The sequence below is a fragment of the Effusibacillus pohliae DSM 22757 genome (assembly GCF_000376225.1).
Lineage (GTDB): Bacteria > Bacillota > Bacilli > Tumebacillales > Effusibacillaceae > Effusibacillus > Effusibacillus pohliae.
This window is the reverse complement of the sequence record NZ_AQXL01000133.1, coordinates 51,209-70,211: the sequence shown is the minus strand read 5'-3', so window position 1 is coordinate 70,211 and position 19,003 is coordinate 51,209. Positions and strand designations below refer to the sequence as shown.

The following is a 19,003-nucleotide window of genomic DNA, read 5'->3' as shown; positions in this document are numbered from 1 at the left end:
TGTCGTTTGCCAACCCTGCGCGTCAGGGACGAAAGATCGTCACTCCGATCCTGGAATCCGCCATGCCGTAATAAAGAGAATAGGCTCCTTTATATTCCACAAGCCCTTCCACAAACATGACGTTGTCGACCTGCCCCTGCACCTCGTCCTGCGTGCTCGGCGCAAAAAACGGCTGCTCCGTACGCTTCAGCACTTTCGCCGGATCTTCTTTGGAAAGCAGCACCTGGCAAACCCAGCTGTGCGAGATGGTGGGCGCGTTGCCGCCCGCCAGTGCCGCCTGGATGCCCGCCTCGGAAGAAGGTAACGTTATAATATGATTATTGTAACCTTATTATTCCATGACAAAATGAGCCGGTCAAGGACCGCTGACCCGCACAAAAAGCGGCCGCATGTTCTCCTACGAGCGGGTGGATTGCGGTTTTGCGGTGGAGCCTCTTGCAAGCAAGGAAACAGGCAGCAAAATCTCCTCGACCGGCGCGTCCCTGTGGTCCATTCGCCAGAACAGCCGGTCCACCGCCCGCTTCCCGAAATATTCCTTGTCGATATGGATCGTCGTCAGCGGCGGGCTGGCCAGTTCGGACAAAAGGTGATTGTCGAAGCCGCAAATCGACACATCCTGCGGCACCCGCTTCCCCAATTTGGTCAAGCAGGAATTCAACAGAAAACCGAGCGTATCGTTGACGCAAAACCAGGCGCTGGGACCAACCGGTTTGGATTCGATAAAGCGGGCGATCGCTTCTTCCGTATCAACCGAATCGAGGAACAGAAAATCCTCACGGATCAACAACCCGTAATCTGCCATCGCCAGGCGATATCCCTCCAACCGTTCCTGGTAGCTGGGCGATGTTTTGATATTGCCGATAAATCCGATTTCCCGGTGGCCCAGTTCAACCAGGTGTCTGACCGCTTCATAAGCGCCAAACCGGTTGTTCGTCAAAATGCAATCGGCTTTAATCGACGGGTGATGGTGGTCGATCAGGACGGTCGGCACTCCCAACTGGATGATCTGTTGGATATAGTCGGGGTGGAGGTGTGACAGAATCAGCAACCCATCGACTTTGTTCTCCTGGACAAACGGAGCAAACTCCTGCCGTTCCTCGCTCTGCTTGTCGACTGCATGAATCAGCAGGCTGTAGCCGCGGGCTTTCACCTCTTTTTCAATGCTCAGGTTAATCGCTCCGAAAAAAATATGTTCCGAAAACACGAACTCGGAAGCGATCAGCCCGATATTCCGGCTGCGCCCCGCCGCTCTGTTTCTGCCTCCAGGATTGTATCGGTAGCCAAGCCGATTGGCAGTCTCCATCACTTTTCGCCGGGTGTCTTCACTGACGCCGGGCTGGCCGGACAGCGCCTGCGAGACAGAATTCTTAGATAGATTTAACGCATCTGCAATATCTTGCATGGTAACTCGTTTGCGCATCGCGATTCTCCTTTACAATACGCTTACAAACTCCGGGTTTTACGATCGTCGCTCAACGGCCGCCCAACGCTCCTGCAGTCGAGCTACTTTGCTTTTATTATACACATTTTGTAACGTTACAATAAAATTATTTGTAATGGAATCTGTAATTCTGCCCGCAAACAGAACTCCTCCAACCTGTCAGTGGAGGAGTTCGGCAACTCGATCCCCGATGGAGATCATATCCGTTGGCTGTCTGGAGAGCACTAATCGGGAACCTTTTGGCTGCAGAATGTTTTTTGACCGAAAGAAAAAAGGGGCTACCCCTTCGTCAGTCTCATGACTTGTGGGACAGCCCCCACCCCACTGCCTTACGCGGCTGTGTTACGCTTCGGGCAGACAGGACGCGATCCCTTCCCATTCCCCCGACAATGTGTACCCGCCGAGCGTTCGCGGAATCAGCAGATGATCCCCTTTTCGCAGCGGGAGTTCTCCGTCCGCCCAGCGCAATCGGCCAACTCCTGCCAGGATCGACAGCAGTGTAAAACTGTGCTGCCGGGACTGCGCTTCACAGGTGCCCTGCAAGGTCCATTTTTCCACCGTAAAATAGGGTCCCGCCAGATACTGTGTGACCAGCAAAGCGCCGCGATCGATGCGTCGGGGTGCGATCACCGGTCTTTCAAACGGTACTTTTGTCACTTGCAAGACCTTCTCAATATGTAATTCCCGCTTGCAGCCTGACGTATCGACGCGATCGTAATCATAGGCGCGATACGTTGTATCGGAGTTCTGCTGCGTTTCCAAAACGACGATCCCTTTTCCAAGCGCATGAATGGTGCCGTGCGGGATATAGAAAAAATCGCCCGTGCGGACAGGCACCCGAATCAACAGATCGTCCCATCTGCCTGCCGCGATCATCTCCGCCAGTTCTTCCCGCGTCCGGGCCGTGTGACCGTACACAATTTGCGCTCCCGGTTCCGCATGCACAATATACCAACATTCGGTCTTGCCCAGTTCTCCGTTCTCATAAACGGCCGCAAACGCGTCATCCGGATGGACCTGCACTGACAGATCGTCGTTCGCGTCGAGCAGTTTGACCAGCAGCGGAAACCGGTTCAGCTTGCGGCTGGCAAACCAGTCCGGATGCTGCTCAAGCAGCTCGCCGATCGTCCTGCCTTGATAGTACCCATTGGCAATCGTGCTTTTGCCGTGCGGATGGTCGGAGATGCCCCAGGCTTCTCCCGTTCGCTCGCTGGGAATCGGATAGCCAAAAAAAGTGTTCAGCCGCGTGCCTCCCCAGATTCGCCCGTGATAGGAAGGCGTACACTTGATCGGATATGGATTCATCTGATGAACTCCCCCTTCTTGAATCCCTCTGCGACCGGATCACCGGCGGACCGGCCCTTCCGGCGATGATCCGCAGCGGGGATTACCAACCGACCTTCAGCTCGGGGGCGGCCAATCGCAGCGCTTGCTCGATTTCCGCCTTAATGCCGTTCAAGCCGTCTTCCGAATCGGCTTCCGCCCGCAACACCAGAACGGGCTGCGTATTGGAGGCGCGCACCAGGCCCCAGCCGTTCGGGAACAGAACCCGCACTCCATCCACATCGATCACTTCGAACCGGTCCGCAAAATGCTCCTTCACCTTTTGCAAAACCGCTAGCTTTTTGCTTTCTTCGCAGGCAACCCGGGTTTCCGGGGTGGCGGGGTAGTTCGGAACGCCGGCAAACAGGCCGGACAGCGGCCGATCGGTATGGGACAGAATGCGCAGCAATCGGCCCGCCGCGTACAGCGCATCGTCAAACCCGAAATATTCGTCATTGAAAAACAGGTGTCCCGACATCTCGCCGGTAAACGGCGTTTGCAACCGCTTCAGCGTCGCCTTGATGTGCGAGTGGCCAGTCCGGTGGAAAAACGGTTTGCCGCCCAATCGTTCGATCTCTTCCACCAGTGCCTGCGAACACTTGACTTCCACCAGCGCTTCACAGCCGGGATATTTCGGCAGAATCTCCCGCCAGAACAGGATCATCAGCTGGTCGCCCCAGAGAATCCGTCCCTGTTCGTCCACCACGCCCAACCGGTCTCCGTCTCCGTCAAACGCGATTCCCAAATCGGCCTGTTCCGCTTTTACAGTCGAAATCAAATCCCGCAGATTTTTCGGTTCGACCGGATCGGGATGGTGGTTCGGAAAGCTGGGGTCCGACTCGCAGTAGAGCGGAACCACCTCACATCCCCAGGCGGCCAGCGCTTTCGGGGCGAACGGCGACGGCGTTCCATTGCCGCAATCGACCACCACTTTCAATTTTCTTGGCCCCAGCACGATTTTTCGCCGGAGCATTTCCAGATAGGGTGTTTCAATATCCACTTGCTGCAGCAGATTCGGCTGGGCACAAAACGTCTCCGGGACACCTTCCAGTTCGAGCATCCGCTGCATGACCCGTTTCAGTTCCTGGATCGCATCACCGTAGATGGTAGTTTTGTGCATCGCGATTTTAAACCCGTTCTCGTCGCCTGGGTTGTGGCTGGCGGTAATCATGATCCCGCACGGGATGTTCAGGTGTTCCAGGCTGTAATAAAACATCGGTGTGGTGACTTCCCCGATATCGGTCACTTGGCACAAAGCATGGGTGAGCCCCTCCACCAATGCCCGGCGCAAAAGCGGCGACGATTTCCGGTTGTCCCGCCCCACCACCGCTTTGTGAAACCCTTCCGCCTTGATCGTTTCGCCGAAAGCTTTGCCGAGCAGATAGGCAAAATTTTGGTCGATCTCCTTGCCCGCCTTGCCTCTTATATCGTACTCCCGGAAGACATGAGAAGGAATCCTGATTTCACTGCCGGTCATAACAGACATGCACATCCCCCTCCAGCGCTGGTATATTGCCGCTTCGCTTGTGTCAAATCGCAAGATGGACATCTGTGGATGTTTGCACAAGACTTGTGTAAATGGCTTCCGTCAGCAAGTAGGATAGAGTCGATTCGGCTCCCTGGTTGTCGTTCACTCCTTCCGCCCGCAGACCGTCACAACAGCTTCCATCCTCCGCATCAGCCAAAGGTATGTTCAAATCGTTGGCACCGTAAAACCAGGCCCGGCACCGTTTGACAATCTCCAGATACTCCGGACGCTCCAGCACGATGTACGCTTGCCCGGCCGCCAACGCCAATTTCATCACATCCAGCGGCTGCTGGTCCCAGTCGCTCCTGTGTTCGCGGGTGCACCATCCCTGGTTGCCGACGGGGCGGATCACTCCTTGCGGATCGGTCATTTTTTCAATCAGAAAATCGAGGCTTTCCCGCGCGATGTCCAGCGTCTGCCGACGCTGCGTAACGGGATAGGCCATAAACAGCGCCCATGGCATCACGCCGTTTCCATAGGTGATCGCCGGTTCGAACCAGCGCCACTCCCGGTCGGCGTTCTGCCGGTAGAGCGAGACCAATTTTTCTTCCAACCGGTCTACATAAGCAGGTAAAGCAGAGCACACAAACTGGGTGAACGAATTCGCCGGCGTTGGCGGAAAATCCTGCGCGTGCTGCAGAACCAAACTGAAGGCAGACAAGGCATACGCCCAGCCTCTGGGGAACTTCATGCTGTCCGTACGTTCGACCGCTTTCCGGAACATGTGCTGGGCCGCCTGCTGTCGGCCGGTGTTTTGCAATCGGACGGACGCCACCGCACACGCCCACAGCGCCCTTCCGAGACAGTCGTCGGATGGTTGCTCCGGTTCCGGAGTCCGGTCGAATGCGATATTGTTCTGAAAAGAGCCGTCTGCCCGCTGCACCCACAGCAGAAAGGCAAGATAGCGGTCGATCAGCTGCAGCAGCTTGTCCCGCAGTGGCGCTTGGTCGCTCGCCGCCCCGACGAGCTGCAGCCATTCCGCGCATGCCCACAGCGCCCGTGCGTTGTCGTCCGTGGTATAGCCTTCTTTGCGGCGGGGGATTTTCCCCAGGCAATGTTCCAACAGGCCGGTTCCGTCCGTCATTCGTTCCAAGTGGCGAAAACTAACCGGTGACCGATGCAACCTGCTTCCCTCCCGCCGCCTGCCATTTTTCCTGCGCCATTTCGACCGTCCGGGCAAACAGCAGGGCATGCTTCTTGCCGACCAGCGGCCAGTGCATCGACTTGCCGATACGCGCCATCCGCTTTTCCCATTGCTGCAGGACGCTATCATGGGACAACAGCTCGCTCATCATCTCCACCCATTGCGAACGGGCGTCAAACGGAATTAGCAACTGCTTGTAGTCCCCCAGTAAATCCTGTGCATAGCTGTAAGGAGTGGTTAACACAGGCCGCCCCAGTCCGACGGCGTAGGCGAGCGTGCCGCTTGTGATCTGCTGCATGCCCGGATACGGCGTGATATACAGGTCGCATGCGGTGATGTACGCAACCAACTCCTCCTCGCTGATATAGCGGTCGATCATCAGCACGTGGTTTTCCAATCGTTTTTCGCGGATCAACTTCTGCAACTGTTGCCGGTAGGACTCGCCTTCCCGCTTTTTCACTTCCGGATGGGTCTGGCCGACGATCGCGTAGAGAACGTTCGGAACGGCCCGCACCACATCCGGCAAAATTTCAATGATCCGTTCGATCCCTTTGCCCCGGCTGAGCAGGCCGAACGTCATCATCACCTTGCGATCCGCCCATCGCAGGCGATTGCGGAATTCAGCCCGCGCCTGCGGATTGGGAACGGGCGTTCCGTGCGGGATAAAGGCGATTTTTTCTGCCGGAATCGAAAAGGCGTTGCTCAGATACGCGACCGCTTTGCGGTTCATGACGATGATCCGGTCACTTCGTTCCGCAATCGCTTGCTGGATGGAACGGTAGGGTTCGGCCGGATTTTCGAATACGGTGTGAAAAGTGGTGATCAAAGGCTTTTTCAGTTGCCGTACAAAATCCAGAATGTAAGCGCCCGCTTCCCCGCCAAAAATGCCGAACTCATGCTGCAAAGAAACCAGGGACACATCGCTTTGGTTGATTTTGTCGGCCATTTTTGCATACGCGTCACGCTGCTCTTTCGGCAGCGGCCAGAGGGCCGGATTGCCGGGATCCGTCTGATCGTTGCCGTCGCTGAGGACAATTACGGGATCCATCCCTTTCCACCATCTCGCGTCTTTCACGTTTTGCCGCAAATGGTGTGTGTAAGTTGCCAAACCGCATTTTTTCGGAACGTACGTGCTGACATATGCCACTTGCATTATCGCTGCACCCCCGCCATCCGATTGATCACCGCCTCGTGCAAAATGTGGCTGGCTCCCACCTCCAAGCCGTAGCCGAAGATGCAATTTTTTAACTGGGCGGCGTCATGCACTTTGCAGTCGTCCCACAGGATGGTTTCCGAACAGCGCACATGCTTGCCGATTTCACACCGATCCCCGATCACCGCGTACGGGCCGATCACGCTGCGTTCCCCGATATGTACATGGTCGCCAATGACAACAGGTGGAACGAACAGCACGCCGGACCCGACCGTTGTGTGCTCGCCCAGCCAGATTCCGTTGCCTTGCGGTTTCTCTTTCAGAGGCAGCGCGAACTTGCGGTCCAGCAAATCCCAATGCAGCTTGCGGTACCGGTCTTTCGTGCCCATGTCCAGCCAGTACCCCTCGATCGTTTTCCCATACACGCCAGCCTTCTGTTCGATCAGCAAGGGGAACGTCTCCCGCTCGATCGACACCTCCCTGTTTTTCGGGATCCACTGAAGTGCTTCTTTTTCCATCACGTAGATGCCGGCGTTAACCAGTTTGGAAGGCGCTTCGTGCAAAGCCGGTTTTTCGACAAAACGAAGGATCTCGCCAAACGCGTTCTGCTCCACCACTCCGTAGTGGGAAGGGTCTTCCACCTCGGTCAAACCGATCGTGACCAACCCTTTGTGCTGGATGTGGTATTCGAGCAGCGGCAGGATCGACACCTGGTGAATGATGTCCGCATTGACCACAAGGAACCGGTCACTCAGCAGATCCTCCGCATGTTTGATCGCGCCGGCGGTGCCGAGCAACGATTCTTCCACCGAATACTCGATCCGGACACCGAGGGATCGGCCGTCGCCCAGGCGGTTTTGGATGATTTCCGGATAATGTTTGACGGCGATCACAAACTCCTGGATGCCCTGCTGCTTCAAATGCAGAATGAGATGTTCCAGCCACGGGCGGTTGCCGACCGGCGCCATCGGTTTTGGCAGATTTTCAGTTAACGGACGCAACCGGGTACCCAAACCACCAGCCAACAACAATGCTTTCATCGTATCGTCCTCCTCCATTTGGAATTGGATTCGCCTGGAAAAAATGAAAAAAGAAGCATTGCGCATATAGTGAAAGCTTGCAGCTACCTTCCAATATGAACAACCTTCTTGCTGTCGCACAGACATTCAGTTTTTCCTAGGTGCTAGGGACGATAACGGTTTGCCCGATCGGCTATGTACGCGATTATCCGAATAGTCAGCTTATTTATTAGCACTCATTTACATCGAGTGCTAGCAATACTATAAAAAAATTGGGCGCCGCTTCTCAACGCCAAAAACACGCGGGCTGTGCGGGTGATTGTCTGTGTTGTCTGTTTTTTCCTGGTTTTCTCCTTCATTTGCAGGAATTTGACCGCTTGCTTCCGATTCCGGCCGCTTTGCAATTCGGCATCCCCTACACCCCGCGCCCCGCCGACTTCATCTGCACATTTTCCCAGTCGACGCGGTAATAGCGAATCATCATGGTCAGTCCAAACACCATCAGAAAAATATACAGTGACAGCCAGGCGCCGATACTGTGCAGCCCCAAGACGAACGTCAGCAAGTAGCTCAAGGGGATGAACAGAAGCCAGCTCAGCACCAGGGAGGTTTTCAGCAGGAACGTGGTGTCGCCGATCCCCCGCAAGCCGCCCGCATAAAAATTGAGCAGGCCGTCAAACACTTGCAAAAAAGCGGACACCTCGATCAACTCTGCTGCCAATTTGTATACCTGCGGGTCGTCCGAATAAATCCGCGCCACCGGCTCCGCGAACGAAAATTCAGCCAGTCCGAGCAGCAGCAGGAACACGCTGCCCAAAACCGCTGTGTCAGTCCCCATCCGCCTTGCCGTAAACGGGTTGCCTTTCCCCACTTCCTGCCCGACGAGAAGCGTCGCCGTCGCTCCGAACGCAAACGCCGGCATAAAACCGAATCCCATCACATTCAGTGCCACTTCGTTGGCCGCCAACGCGTTCGTGCCCAAGCGGGTAAGAAACATGGTAAACACGAACATCGAAACACTCAAAGCGAATTCCTGCAGGCCCAATTTACCGCTTTCCGCCAAAATCAGCCTGGACTCCGCCCAATCGAACATGACTCGCGACCGCGTCCCGTAACGCGGATGCAGCCTGATAAAATATACATAGAGACAACAGAGAAGCCCGATCGCTTCCCCCAGCAAAATCGCCCAGCCGGCGCCGTTCAGCCCCAGTTCGGGAAAGCCCCATTTTCCGTACGTCAGCCCGTATGTAAAGAAAATCATCGCCAGATTGGCGGCAAGCGAAATCACCATCGGCGTTTTCGTATCCTCGATCCCGCGGAAAAATCCGTGAAACACAAACGCGAAGATCGAACACACCATGGCAAAAAAGCGGAGGCGCAAATACCCCTCGCCGGACGCCACCAGTTCGCCGCTACCGCCCATCAGCCGCAAAATGTCGTCGTTGGCCACCGCCCCCGTCAACAACACGAACAGCCCGGCCGCCAGACACAGATAGAGCGCCATGTAGGTACGCCCAACCCCTGTTTTCATATCGTTCGCGCCATAGTTTTGCGCCACGAGATAGTTGACCGTATGGCCGATACCGGAAAACAGGGCCCACGCGTTATACATGATGATGTTGGATACGCCGACGACGGCGATCGCCAACGCCCCCAATTTTCCCACCAAAATCAGATTAATCGTGCCGGTGACCGTCATCGACGCGAACGAAACGATCGAGGGAATCGCCAGCAACAGGATCTTTTTCCAGTTCTGGAACATGCTTCGTCCCCCTTGAAAACATAAACCGCAGGCTTCTGCCTGCGGCCTCCCAGCATCTATTTTACCAAAGCCGGAAGAGTCGAATCAACTTCTTCCCGTCCCCTTCCGGAATCATATGTGTTCCGGCTTTCGAACGGGACACGTGTATGGTAGGATAGGAATATCACGGACGAAAGGTGGTGACCCGGATGGAACAGATACTGCAACAAATTCTCGCGAAACTGGACCACATGGAAACCGAAATGAAGCAAATGAAAGCTGACATGGTGACCAAGCAGGATCTTGAGCGGTTTGCAACCAAGCAGGATCTTGAGAAGTTTGCAACCAAGCAGGATCTTGAGAAGTTTGCAACCAAGCAGGATCTTGAGAAGTTTGCAACCAAGCAGGATCTCGCAGCCGTGCATCGCAAACTCGACACGATCTATGAGCAAGTCGCCCGCAATACTGAACAATCGGCTCAAATTGCCGAACTGTTCACCAGGATGGACAAAGTGGAAACGGATGTGCGTCTGATCAAGAAACTGATTGCCGCTGAATGATCCCTCGTATCGCTACTCACCTTTCACATCGAGATTCTGCACCCGACAGTCGTTCCTTTTGATCCTTTCCGTTTGGACGCCTTTATCTTACCGAACGGCAGACCAGCAACGTGCCCGCAAGTTGCCGTCCGAACAGGCGTCCTCCGGCACAGCGGCGCCCGTTCGGCAGCTTGAAGTTCAATCCGTCTCAATATCCTCTTCCGTGATCGTGCACAGCAATTCCGGTTTTGTTTCGCCCAGCAGGCGGCTGATTCGTCTTGACATGCGCATTTTCGCTTGCTCAAAGATCGTTTCCGCCAACCGCCCATTGCCAAAATCCCCCCCTGACGCCAGGCATTGCCGCAGGAAATACCCCCACAATTTTTCTTCCGCCGCCTCTGATAACCGGTAGCGGGTGGCTTCCGCTTTCCTTTTCACAATCTCGACCAATTCGCTCGCCGTATAGTCGGGAAACTCGATCGTGAAGCGAACCCTGCTTTTCAGCCCCGGGTTGAGCCGGAACAACGCCTCCATTTCCTGCGGATAGCCGGCCAGAATCACGGTCAGCCGCCCTTTTTTGTCCTCCATCTCCTTGATCAGGGTGGCAATCGCTTCCTGTCCGAAATCCTCGCGACCGCGTCCGGCTAACGCGTACGCTTCGTCGATGAACAGGACGCCGCCCAGCGCTTCTTTGATTTTGTCCGCCGTTTTGGTGGCCGTTTGCCCGATGTAACCGGCCACCAGGTCTTTGCGGCTCGCTTCCACAAAGTGCCCTTTCGGCAGCAGTCCCATATGGCGCAGGATCCTGCCCAGCAAACGGGCGACCGTCGTCTTGCCCGTGCCCGGATTGCCGGTGAACGCCATATGCAGGGTAATCGGTTCGTCTGTCAAACCGTATTGCCGCCGCTTTTGCTCCAGGTGCAGCATGTCGACGATTTGTCTCACCCACTCCTTCACCCGCTCCAACCCGACCAACTGATCCAGCTCAGCCAACACACTGCCCAGACTGTCCGATTTTGATTCTTCGTCAACATCGGCAAAATCGGCCGCCGTCAGTGTGGTATACGCAGCTTCCGATGGTTCGCCCGCGATCGCCCGCACGGCGTGGCGAATCTTCGCTTTCTCGATCAAATTGCGGACGGTGCGGGCGTTGCCGAACGTCTCGTCGATTTTTTGCCGCATCGCTTGCCGGATCAACGCTTCCTTCGCATCGTCCGCCAGCACGTAATGATCCTGCAAGGCGAGATACTCACCGATCTGCAGCAATTCTTCCTCCGTAAAGTCGGGAAATTCGAGATGGAACGGAATCCGCTCCCGCAGCCCCGGATTGGCGTTCAGCAGCTCCTGCATTTCCTGTTTGTAACCGGCCAAAATCACCACCAACCGATCCCGGCAATCTTCCATCACCTTGACCAGGCCGTGAATGACGTTCAGTCCGAAGTCCTTGCCAGAGTCTTTTTTGTACAATGCATACGCTTCGTCGATCAAGAGAATGCCGCCGATCGCCCGTTTTACGCATTTCCGCAGATTCGCTTCCGTCTGGCCCATATAGGCGCCGACCAGCGACTGGCGGTCGACCTCCACCACATGACCTTTCGCGAGCAGCCCCAACTCCTTGAAAATCTTCCCCAGCATGCGGGCGGCCATCGTCTTGCCGGTGCCCGGATTGCCAAGAAACGCCATGTGCAACGTCAGCGGATTCGCCGGGATGCCGAGCGCCTCCGCCCTTCTTTGCCGGAATGCGGCGAACTGTGCGATCTCCCGGATCTGTTTTTTGACGAGTGTGAGACCGGGCAATTTTTCCAGCGACTCGAGGGCCGATTCGGCCGTCTCCGGCAACGGTTCTTCCCCAGGCTCAACTTCGAAAAGACGTTTTGCGCCCGTTGTGTGGTGTGGAGACGCTGCTGCCGGGTCCCCAAGCTCGTCAGGAGATTCCAGCTCCGTTGCAGGTTCAGGCACCTTCGATATATCGCCGGACGGAGCTTCCGTTATTGGCAGGTATTCCATCTCGATTGCATCGCCGAGCGGCCTCTCCGGGTCGGGACGGAAACGTACCTCCTCTGCATCGCGCTGGGGTCCATCCGATACGGGCGCCTGTTCTTGCAAGTTCGATGCGGTCGGCTGATTGTCAAAAATCTTCAGTCTCCTCCGCTCTTTGTCCGTCAGCATGCTGACATTCGTCCATAAACTGTCCTCATGGCCCGGTTTTTTGGCAAAATCGGACTTCGTAATATACAGCGTCGTACTGGGATAGGGCTTGATCGTGATTTCCCGTTGGACTCCCGCCGCCACGCTTGAAAAGCTAAGCAACCTACTGCCAATCGCAGCATTGACGATCACCCCCTCGGGCATCTGGAACAATCGGTTATAAAACACTTCTCCCGGCAGCAGATAGTTGGCTGCCGCCCGTGATTGCACCGGAAACTCCAGCATCTGGATGCGAACCACCCCGTCGCCGATTTGCATACGAACCGCCGAACTTTTGCATGATTCCACAGCGTCCAGCAACAGTCGCGTGTTGGCGAGCATGAAACGAACAACCCGATCCTGAGGATCGGGAATCGCGAACCCAATCCCCTCCTCCGGTGGGCCGTCCAGACTGTCAACCGCCGCAGACTGCTTTTTTTCGGCAGGCAATCCTCCGACAATCCGGTTGGGTACATGGAACCGCTTGTTTCCTAATTGAAACGAGAGAGTGGTAAGCCGGCAGGTTACAGTGACCACCCCCTTGCCTGATTGAAAAAGTTGGTTCAGCGGTTCCAGTTTCCCGGCAGGCACCAGGCACTCCAGCCTAGAGCAGGCTGCTTCCTGCCGCATCGGCAACGAGATTTTGCAACTGCTGTCCGCATCCTCGTCAATAAGGATCAACAAATCATGGATTGAATCGAATCGCAGCCTGATCATCCGGTCCGGCCGCGCCGCCCAAACGCCTGCAAACAGAGCACGCAATGCGGCAAGCCAATGATCCTTCTCCACCGTTACTTTCACCGTTCGCATACGATTTTTCTCCCTTCCGCGCATCTACTGGTACATCGTATGCGGCACGGCAGCGACGCGACCTACTCCACCCCCGCGATCTCCAGCTCCTGCAGCAGGCGGTCCGCCTCTCCCGCCGGCAATTCTTCCACCGTACGCAGTTTGCGTTCGATCGTGCGGGACTTTTTGGCGGCGTCCTCGATCGTGTTGCTTGCTTCCTGCAGCTTTTTCTGCGTTTTCTCCAGAATGGCGCCAAAGCGGGCAAATTCCGTTTTCACGGCGCCAAGCAGTTGCCACACCTCGCTCGAACGCTTTTGGATGGCCAGTGTGCGGAACCCCATCTGCAGGCTGTTCAGCAAGGCGGTGATGGTGGTCGGCCCGGTGACGATCACCCGGTAATCGCGCTGCAGCGTTTCCCACAGGCCGGAGCGGCGCAACACTTCCGCGAACAGCCCCTCGATCGGCAGGAACAGGATGGCAAAATCGGTCGTCTGCGGCGGCTGGATGTATTTTTCCTGAATCGCCTTCGCTTCCTGCCTGATGCGGTTTTCCAGCAGTTTCGCCGCTTCGTTGGCCGCCTGCAAATCCCCTGCTTCCTGCGCATCGAGCAGCCGCTGGTAATCGTCCAGCGGGAATTTGCAATCGATCGGCAGCCAGACCTGTTTTTGACTGTCGTCCTTTCCCGGCAGCTTGATCGCGAAATCGACCCGCTCGCCGCTTCCCCGTTTGATGGCCACCTGCTTGTCGTATTGCTCGGCCGTCAAAATTTGCTCCAGCAGATTTTCCAGTTGAATTTCACCCAGCGTACCCCTCGTTTTGACGTTAGTCAGCACCTTTTTCAGGTCGCCGACGCCGGACGCGAGCGTTTGCATCTCGCCGAGCCCCTTGTGCACCTGCTCCAATCGCTCGCTCACCAGCTTGAACGATTCGCCAAGCCGCTTCTCCAACGTTTCGTTCAGCTTCTCGTCGACCGTCTGCCGCATCTGCTCCAGCTTCCTGTTGTTGTCTTCCTGCAGCAGGGTCAGTTTCTGTTCCACCGTGCCTCTGACTTTTTCCAGCTTCTGCTCGTTCATCTGCGTCAGTTCCGCCAGTTGCCGGGAAAAACTGTCCAGCAGGTTTTTCTGCTGCGTCGCCAGCTCGCCCAGATTCGAAAGCAGCGTATGGCTCAAATTGGCAAACGAATGGGTGATCTCTTCCCGCACCAGTTTCGCCGACCTGCTCGCTTCTTCCCGGTTGCGTGCCAGTTCGTCGCGCAACGCTTGCTCCAATTTGTCGATTCCCTTCTCGAGTAGCGCCAACTGCTCCCGAAGATGCTCGGATGCAGGCGGAGCCGATTTTTTCACGAGCAGGATCAGCAGCACCACACCATTGAACGCAATTGACAGAATCAGTAACAGTTCGCTCACTTGGACTCCTCCGTTGATGATACTCTACTATTGCGCCCTCAACATTCCGGAAAAAATCGACCAGTTCCTCGATGATGGCAGGATCGGGTTTGCATCGAATTCGCTGTCCCTTCTCCTGGACGGTCAGGCAATCACCGCCCAAGGGCGCGTTGAGTTTGCACCCCTCCCAGTGTCCCCTTTCCCGGTGTTGATACCTTCACTATACCGGTCAGCGTGACACATTCTGTCAGGGAACGCAAGTTCTACCGGCTGTATTTTTGTTCCATCTCGCGAATTTCTTCCAGCAGTTGTTGGCGATAGCTCTCCGGTTCCAGCAATTCCGCGTGCTTTCCGTACTGTTTCATCCAGCGCAAAAATTCGGCCGGGCCGCGTGTGGTCACAATGAGCAAAAGAGATCCGTCCGGCTGATCGATCAGCTGCGGATTCGATTCGTACCTTTCCTCTTTTATGTAACGGGCCACTTCCTTTGAAAACTGCACCTTGAACGTCACTTCATCCGCTTCCGCCTGGATGCCCCACAGATTCGCCAAATACCGGTCAATATCAAAATCGGCCGGAAGCACAAACTTTTCACGGGTGAGCTGCACCGATTGAAACCGGTTGAGACGAAACGTCCGGATGTCCTCTCTTTCATGGCAGAAACCGATCAAATACAGATGGCCTGCGCGGGGCACCAGGTAATAGGGATCCATTTTACGGGCGGTCAGTTCTTCCCGGTACATCGCATAATAGGTGCAGTCCAACGTGACTTCCCTGATGATGCCTTCGATCACTTTTTGCAGCATGCCTTCCTGCTGCGGATTCATCGGTTTCGAGTGAATTCGCAGGCGTTTGCCCAGTTGCAACAGTTCGTCGTTCACTTTGAAACGGGTCAAAATTTTCTCCATCGCTGACCGGAACGATTGCTGAAACGGATGCTCCTTCAGTTTCGATTGCCCGGACAAAATTGGATAGAGAGAAATCGCCAAATATTCTTCCGGTGCCAATCGGGCGGGAGCCTGGAACTTGTCGACCAAATAATATCCTTTGTTTCCCTTCAGCATGATTTGAATGCCGATATCGTCCAATCGGCGAATGTCGCGGTAAATGCTCCGAACGGAGGTATTGCACAATTTTGCCAATTCGGGAGCAGTCACGCCTTCGTTCTGTTGAATGGTGGTGAGAATGAAGAACAGCCGTTGCACCTGGTTCATTTTCGATCACCTATGGAATACATTCACCCCGTTCCGCCGTTTTTCCTGCAAAATTCAGCTCAAAATGGAAAAACCTGCACATGGAACGGCGCGGATTGTGATCGGTACTCATCCCTATTGCATCTTTGAGCATCTGTTCCACGGTCGGGATCCAGGTTCAATCAAAATCGGCTGCACTCTGATCAGCCGGTCGAAAAATGAGGCGCCAATGACTTGGCAGATCGGGAGATGAAAGGGACGAGGAGAATGATGAGAGAAGCGGAATTCGCCATGCTCGTGGGGATTGTGAACGGTCGCTGACGGTTGGTATACTATACCTGTACAATAGAATCGGCTCGCAAGGGTGGTCGGCTCACTCCCTCGAAAGGGGGTGAGGCCATGACAGTATACGAAACCATCTCTTTGATGATTTCGTTCGGGCTGTTGCTCGTTGCTATACTGTCGTTCCAGAAACGGAAATAGACCGCCCTTGCCATCGGATCGCGGTCTATTCCTGATCGTCGTTCCAATTGAGCCGACTGCCCGAAGGCAATCTATTGTACCGGCCGCGGGTGTTGCAGCACCTGCGGTCGTTTTATTGTATGCTGAGGGAAACGGTTCTATCCACATTATGGCGGATGATTGCGGGCAAGTCAAGCAGCGTCGGATCATTCCCGGGATCACTCCCGAGAGGTTTTCGCATCCTATTTCATCGATCAGGCACCGGTTCAACTTGCCTTGCCATTAATGCGTATGCACTGCAGCCGCTTTCTTCACCTCGGCACACCGGGACGGTTTCGGGAAAATCTTGTCCGGGTTGCACAGGTTATCCGGGTTGAACACGCGCATGATGGCGACTTGTGCGTCCAGTTCTTCCTGTGTGAAAATTTTCGTCATGTCGTTTTGCTTCTCAATTCCGATACCGTGTTCGCCGGTGATGCTGCCGCCGACGTCGGCACACACCTGCAGCACTTCCGAGCCGACTTTGACCGCCAGTTCCGTTTCGCCAGGCTTGCGGGAGTCAAACAAAATCAGCGGATGCAGGTTGCCGTCTCCGGCGTGGAACACGTTGGCGATGCGCAGGCCGGAACGTTGGCTAATCTCGGCGATTCGCTGCAGCACTTCCGGCAGGCGGCTGCGCGGGATCACCCCGTCCTGCACCAGATAATCGGGCGACAGGTTGCCCATCGCGCCAAACGCCGTTTTCCGGTTGGACCACCACAAGGCCCGCTCCTTGTCGTTTTGCGCCACACGGACTTCCCGCACATGGTGACGCCGGCAGATCTCCACAATCTGGCTGGCCATTTCCTCCATTCCCGCTGTCAGCCCATCCAGCTCGATAATTAGCACGGCAGCCAGATCTTTCGGATAGCCGACCGGATAGGTGCCAGCTTCGACGCCCTCAATCGCGATGCGATCCATCATCTCCAGCGCACCGGGGATCATTCCCTCGGCAATAATCGCCGATACCGTCTGGCTGGCGTCCTCCACCGAATCGTAGAGGGCGAGGATCGTTTTGACACCCTGCGGCTTTTTCAAAATCCGCACAAACACCTTCGTCACGATCCCCATCGTGCCTTCCGATCCGACCACCAGGCCGGTCAGATCATATCCGGGCAGATCGGGCACCGTGCCGCCGAGCGTGACGATCTCGCCGTTTGGCAGCACCATTTCCAGTCCCAGCACATGGTTGCTGGTCACCCCGTATTTCAGGCAGTGCGGTCCGCCCGCATTTTCTCCGACATTCCCGCCGATCGTACAGGACATCCCGCTCGACGGGTCGGGCGCATAATAATAGCCTTCGTGCTCGATCGCTTTCGTCAACCGAAGATTGACATGGCCCGGTTCGACGACCGCCACCCGATTGCGAAAATCGACCGCCAACAGCCGCTTCATCTTGACCAGGCTGATCAGCACCTCGCCGCCGATCGGAATCGCCCCGCCGGACAAGCCGGTGCCCGCCCCGCGCGGGATAAACGGGATCCGCTCCCGGTGCAGCAATTTGACGACCGCCGCCACCTGCTCCGTGTTGTCGGGAAACACCACGGCTCGCGGCCGGTTTTTCTTGATCGTAAATCCGTCACATTCATACGCCAGCAGGTCATCCGGCTTGTAGAGGACCGACTGCCTGCCTACGATTTTTTGCAGTTCGGCGATCAGTTGCTCGTGCGTCATGCGCCTTCCCTCCCGCCAGCCGTTTGATAGGCTTGTGCCGCTTCCTGCGACAATTCCTTTTCCGCCTGGTAGGCCCGATCGAGCAGCGTCACCGTGTGGGCGACTTCCATGCTAGCGTCAATCCGGTTGACGCCGACCTGAATCTGCATCATGCAGCCCGGGTTGCCCGTGGCGATGCAGTTGACGCCTTGCGGCACGTCAGCCATTTTTCGATCGAGCAGGGGGCCGGCCATTTCCGGATGCGTCAGGTTGTAGATGCCGGCGGAACCGCAACAGCGGTCCGATTCCCGCATCTCGACCAGTTCCACCCCTGGAATCGAGCGCAAAATCTGGCGGGGCTGCGTCCTGATTTTCTGGGCGTGCGCCAGATGGCACGCGTCGTGATAGGTGATTTTCAGCTCGACCCGGCCTTTCGGCGGCTCGTACCCCACTTCCACCAGAAATTCGGAAATGTCGCGCACCTTGGCAGAGAATTGCTCCGCTTTCTCTTTGTAATCCGGATCGGAATGCAGCAGTTCCGGATATTCCTTGACCGCCGCGCCGCATCCCGCCGCGTTCAGGATCACGTAGTCGACGCCCGCTTGCAGGAACGCGTCGATATTGGTACGTGCCATCCGTTTCGCCGTGTCCCGCTCGCCGGCATGCACCTGCAGGGCCCCGCAGCAGCCCTGCGCCTGCGGCATCACCACGTCAAACCCGTTTCTCGCCAGCACCCGGGCGGTCGCCATGTTGATGTCGGCGTACAGCACATCCATCACACAGCCGAGCAGCAGGCCGACCGTGCCCCGTTTTTGGCCGATCGCCGGCAGATAGGTGCCGAGCGCCTCGCGCGACGTTCTCGCCGGCACTTCCGGCATGGCGGCCTCCATTTCGCGCAGGTGGGGCGGGAACAGCTTCATGATGCCGGTGCGGCGGGCCATTTTTTGCAAGCCCGATTTCTGGTAGAATCGAGTCAGTTTGCCCAGTTTACGCAGCCGGTTGGGATGGGGGAAAATCCCCTTCAAAAAGGCATTGCTGATGATCCCTTTGAAACCGGTCAACGGTTGCGCTTGCCGAATCTGGCCCCGCGCCTCCTCAATCAGCGCTCCCACCTGAACGCCCGATGGACAGGCGGTTTCGCACGCCCGGCAATCCAGACAGCGGAAAACCGGATCGATGAACGAATCGTTGATCTCCAATTTTCCTTCCGCCACCGCCTTGATCAGATACACCCGGCCGCGCGGGGACTGCGCTTCGTTGCCCGTTTCCTGGTAGGTCGGGCAGGCGTCCAGGCACAAGCCGCAGTGTACGCAGACGGAAAATTTGTCGGGATCGGGCGGGTCGGGCCATTTGTAGTTGGAATTCGTGGAATTCGCCAGCGTCAATTGATGGTTGCCGCCGCTCATG

At 56.1% G+C, this 19,003-nt stretch carries 15 protein-coding genes; 2 read left to right on the top strand and 13 right to left on the bottom strand.

Annotation, left to right across the window (positions count from 1 at the left end):
* Positions 1-22: 22 nt before the first annotated feature.
* From C230_RS0116270 to C230_RS0116230, 8 genes are all read right to left on the bottom strand, one after another.
* Positions 23-223, bottom strand: coding sequence for a glycoside hydrolase family 130 protein (locus tag C230_RS0116270; RefSeq protein WP_018133118.1), 201 nt, complete (start codon positions 221-223; stop codon positions 23-25).
* Between the two features lie 174 nt (positions 224-397).
* On the bottom strand, positions 398-1,420 hold the full coding sequence (locus tag C230_RS0116265; RefSeq protein ID WP_018133117.1) for a LacI family DNA-binding transcriptional regulator: 1,023 nt from the start codon (positions 1,418-1,420) through the stop codon (positions 398-400).
* 363 nt (positions 1,421-1,783) lie between these two features.
* Positions 1,784-2,746, bottom strand: a complete 963-nt coding sequence (gene manA / locus C230_RS0116260; protein ID WP_018133116.1) for a mannose-6-phosphate isomerase, class I — start codon at positions 2,744-2,746, stop codon at positions 1,784-1,786.
* Between the two features lie 82 nt (positions 2,747-2,828).
* Positions 2,829-4,250 (bottom strand): phosphomannomutase/phosphoglucomutase, encoded by a 1,422-nt coding sequence (locus tag C230_RS0116255; RefSeq protein ID WP_018133115.1) that lies wholly within the window; start codon positions 4,248-4,250, stop codon positions 2,829-2,831.
* Between the two features lie 43 nt (positions 4,251-4,293).
* On the bottom strand, positions 4,294-5,415 hold the full coding sequence (locus C230_RS0116250; protein WP_018133114.1) for an AGE family epimerase/isomerase: 1,122 nt from the start codon (positions 5,413-5,415) through the stop codon (positions 4,294-4,296).
* The gene (locus C230_RS0116245; RefSeq protein ID WP_026174376.1) at positions 5,396-6,592 is read right to left on the bottom strand and encodes a glycosyltransferase family 4 protein; all 1,197 of its coding nucleotides are present in this window, start codon (positions 6,590-6,592) and stop codon (positions 5,396-5,398) included. Before C230_RS0116245 ends, C230_RS0116250 begins: the two co-directional genes overlap by 20 nt.
* The gene (locus C230_RS0116240; RefSeq protein WP_018133112.1) at positions 6,589-7,629 is read right to left on the bottom strand and encodes a nucleotidyltransferase family protein; all 1,041 of its coding nucleotides are present in this window, start codon (positions 7,627-7,629) and stop codon (positions 6,589-6,591) included. The genes C230_RS0116245 and C230_RS0116240 overlap by 4 nt, the downstream gene beginning before the upstream one ends.
* Before the next feature lie 394 nt (positions 7,630-8,023).
* A complete protein-coding gene (locus C230_RS0116230) occupies positions 8,024-9,370 on the bottom strand; it encodes an MATE family efflux transporter (protein WP_018133110.1) in 1,347 nt (448 codons plus the stop codon).
* A gap of 188 nt (positions 9,371-9,558) precedes the next feature.
* Here C230_RS0116230 and C230_RS0116225 point away from each other — a divergent pair, with 188 nt between their 5' ends.
* Positions 9,559-9,909: a hypothetical protein gene (locus tag C230_RS0116225; RefSeq protein WP_018133109.1), complete on the top strand. Its 351-nt coding sequence runs from the start codon at positions 9,559-9,561 to the stop codon at positions 9,907-9,909.
* A 177-nt stretch (positions 9,910-10,086) separates the two neighbouring features.
* Here the strand turns inward: C230_RS0116225 and C230_RS21515 are convergent, their stop codons facing one another.
* The 3 genes from C230_RS21515 to C230_RS0116210 form a co-directional block, all read right to left on the bottom strand.
* Positions 10,087-12,885: an AAA family ATPase gene (locus C230_RS21515; RefSeq protein ID WP_018133108.1), complete on the bottom strand. Its 2,799-nt coding sequence runs from the start codon at positions 12,883-12,885 to the stop codon at positions 10,087-10,089.
* A 62-nt stretch (positions 12,886-12,947) separates the two neighbouring features.
* Positions 12,948-14,270 (bottom strand): DNA recombination protein RmuC, encoded by a 1,323-nt coding sequence (rmuC, locus tag C230_RS0116215; RefSeq protein WP_018133107.1) that lies wholly within the window; start codon positions 14,268-14,270, stop codon positions 12,948-12,950.
* Between the two features lie 242 nt (positions 14,271-14,512).
* Entirely contained in the window at positions 14,513-15,463 is a 951-nt protein-coding gene (locus tag C230_RS0116210) for a helix-turn-helix transcriptional regulator (protein WP_018133106.1), read from the bottom strand.
* A gap of 378 nt (positions 15,464-15,841) precedes the next feature.
* Between C230_RS0116210 and C230_RS23940 the strand changes: the two genes are divergently transcribed.
* Positions 15,842-15,925, top strand: coding sequence for a putative holin-like toxin (locus C230_RS23940; protein ID WP_407635583.1), 84 nt, complete (start codon positions 15,842-15,844; stop codon positions 15,923-15,925).
* 261 nt (positions 15,926-16,186) lie between these two features.
* On the opposite strand, the gene C230_RS0116200 is transcribed toward C230_RS23940, so the two are convergent.
* Both C230_RS0116200 and C230_RS0116195 read right to left on the bottom strand, forming a co-directional pair.
* A complete protein-coding gene (locus C230_RS0116200) occupies positions 16,187-17,617 on the bottom strand; it encodes an FAD-binding oxidoreductase (protein ID WP_018133105.1) in 1,431 nt (476 codons plus the stop codon).
* Complete coding sequence (locus C230_RS0116195) at positions 17,614-19,002, bottom strand: (Fe-S)-binding protein (RefSeq protein WP_018133104.1); 1,389 nt, start codon at positions 19,000-19,002, stop codon at positions 17,614-17,616. Before C230_RS0116195 ends, C230_RS0116200 begins: the two co-directional genes overlap by 4 nt.
* Position 19,003 lies beyond the last annotated feature (1 nt).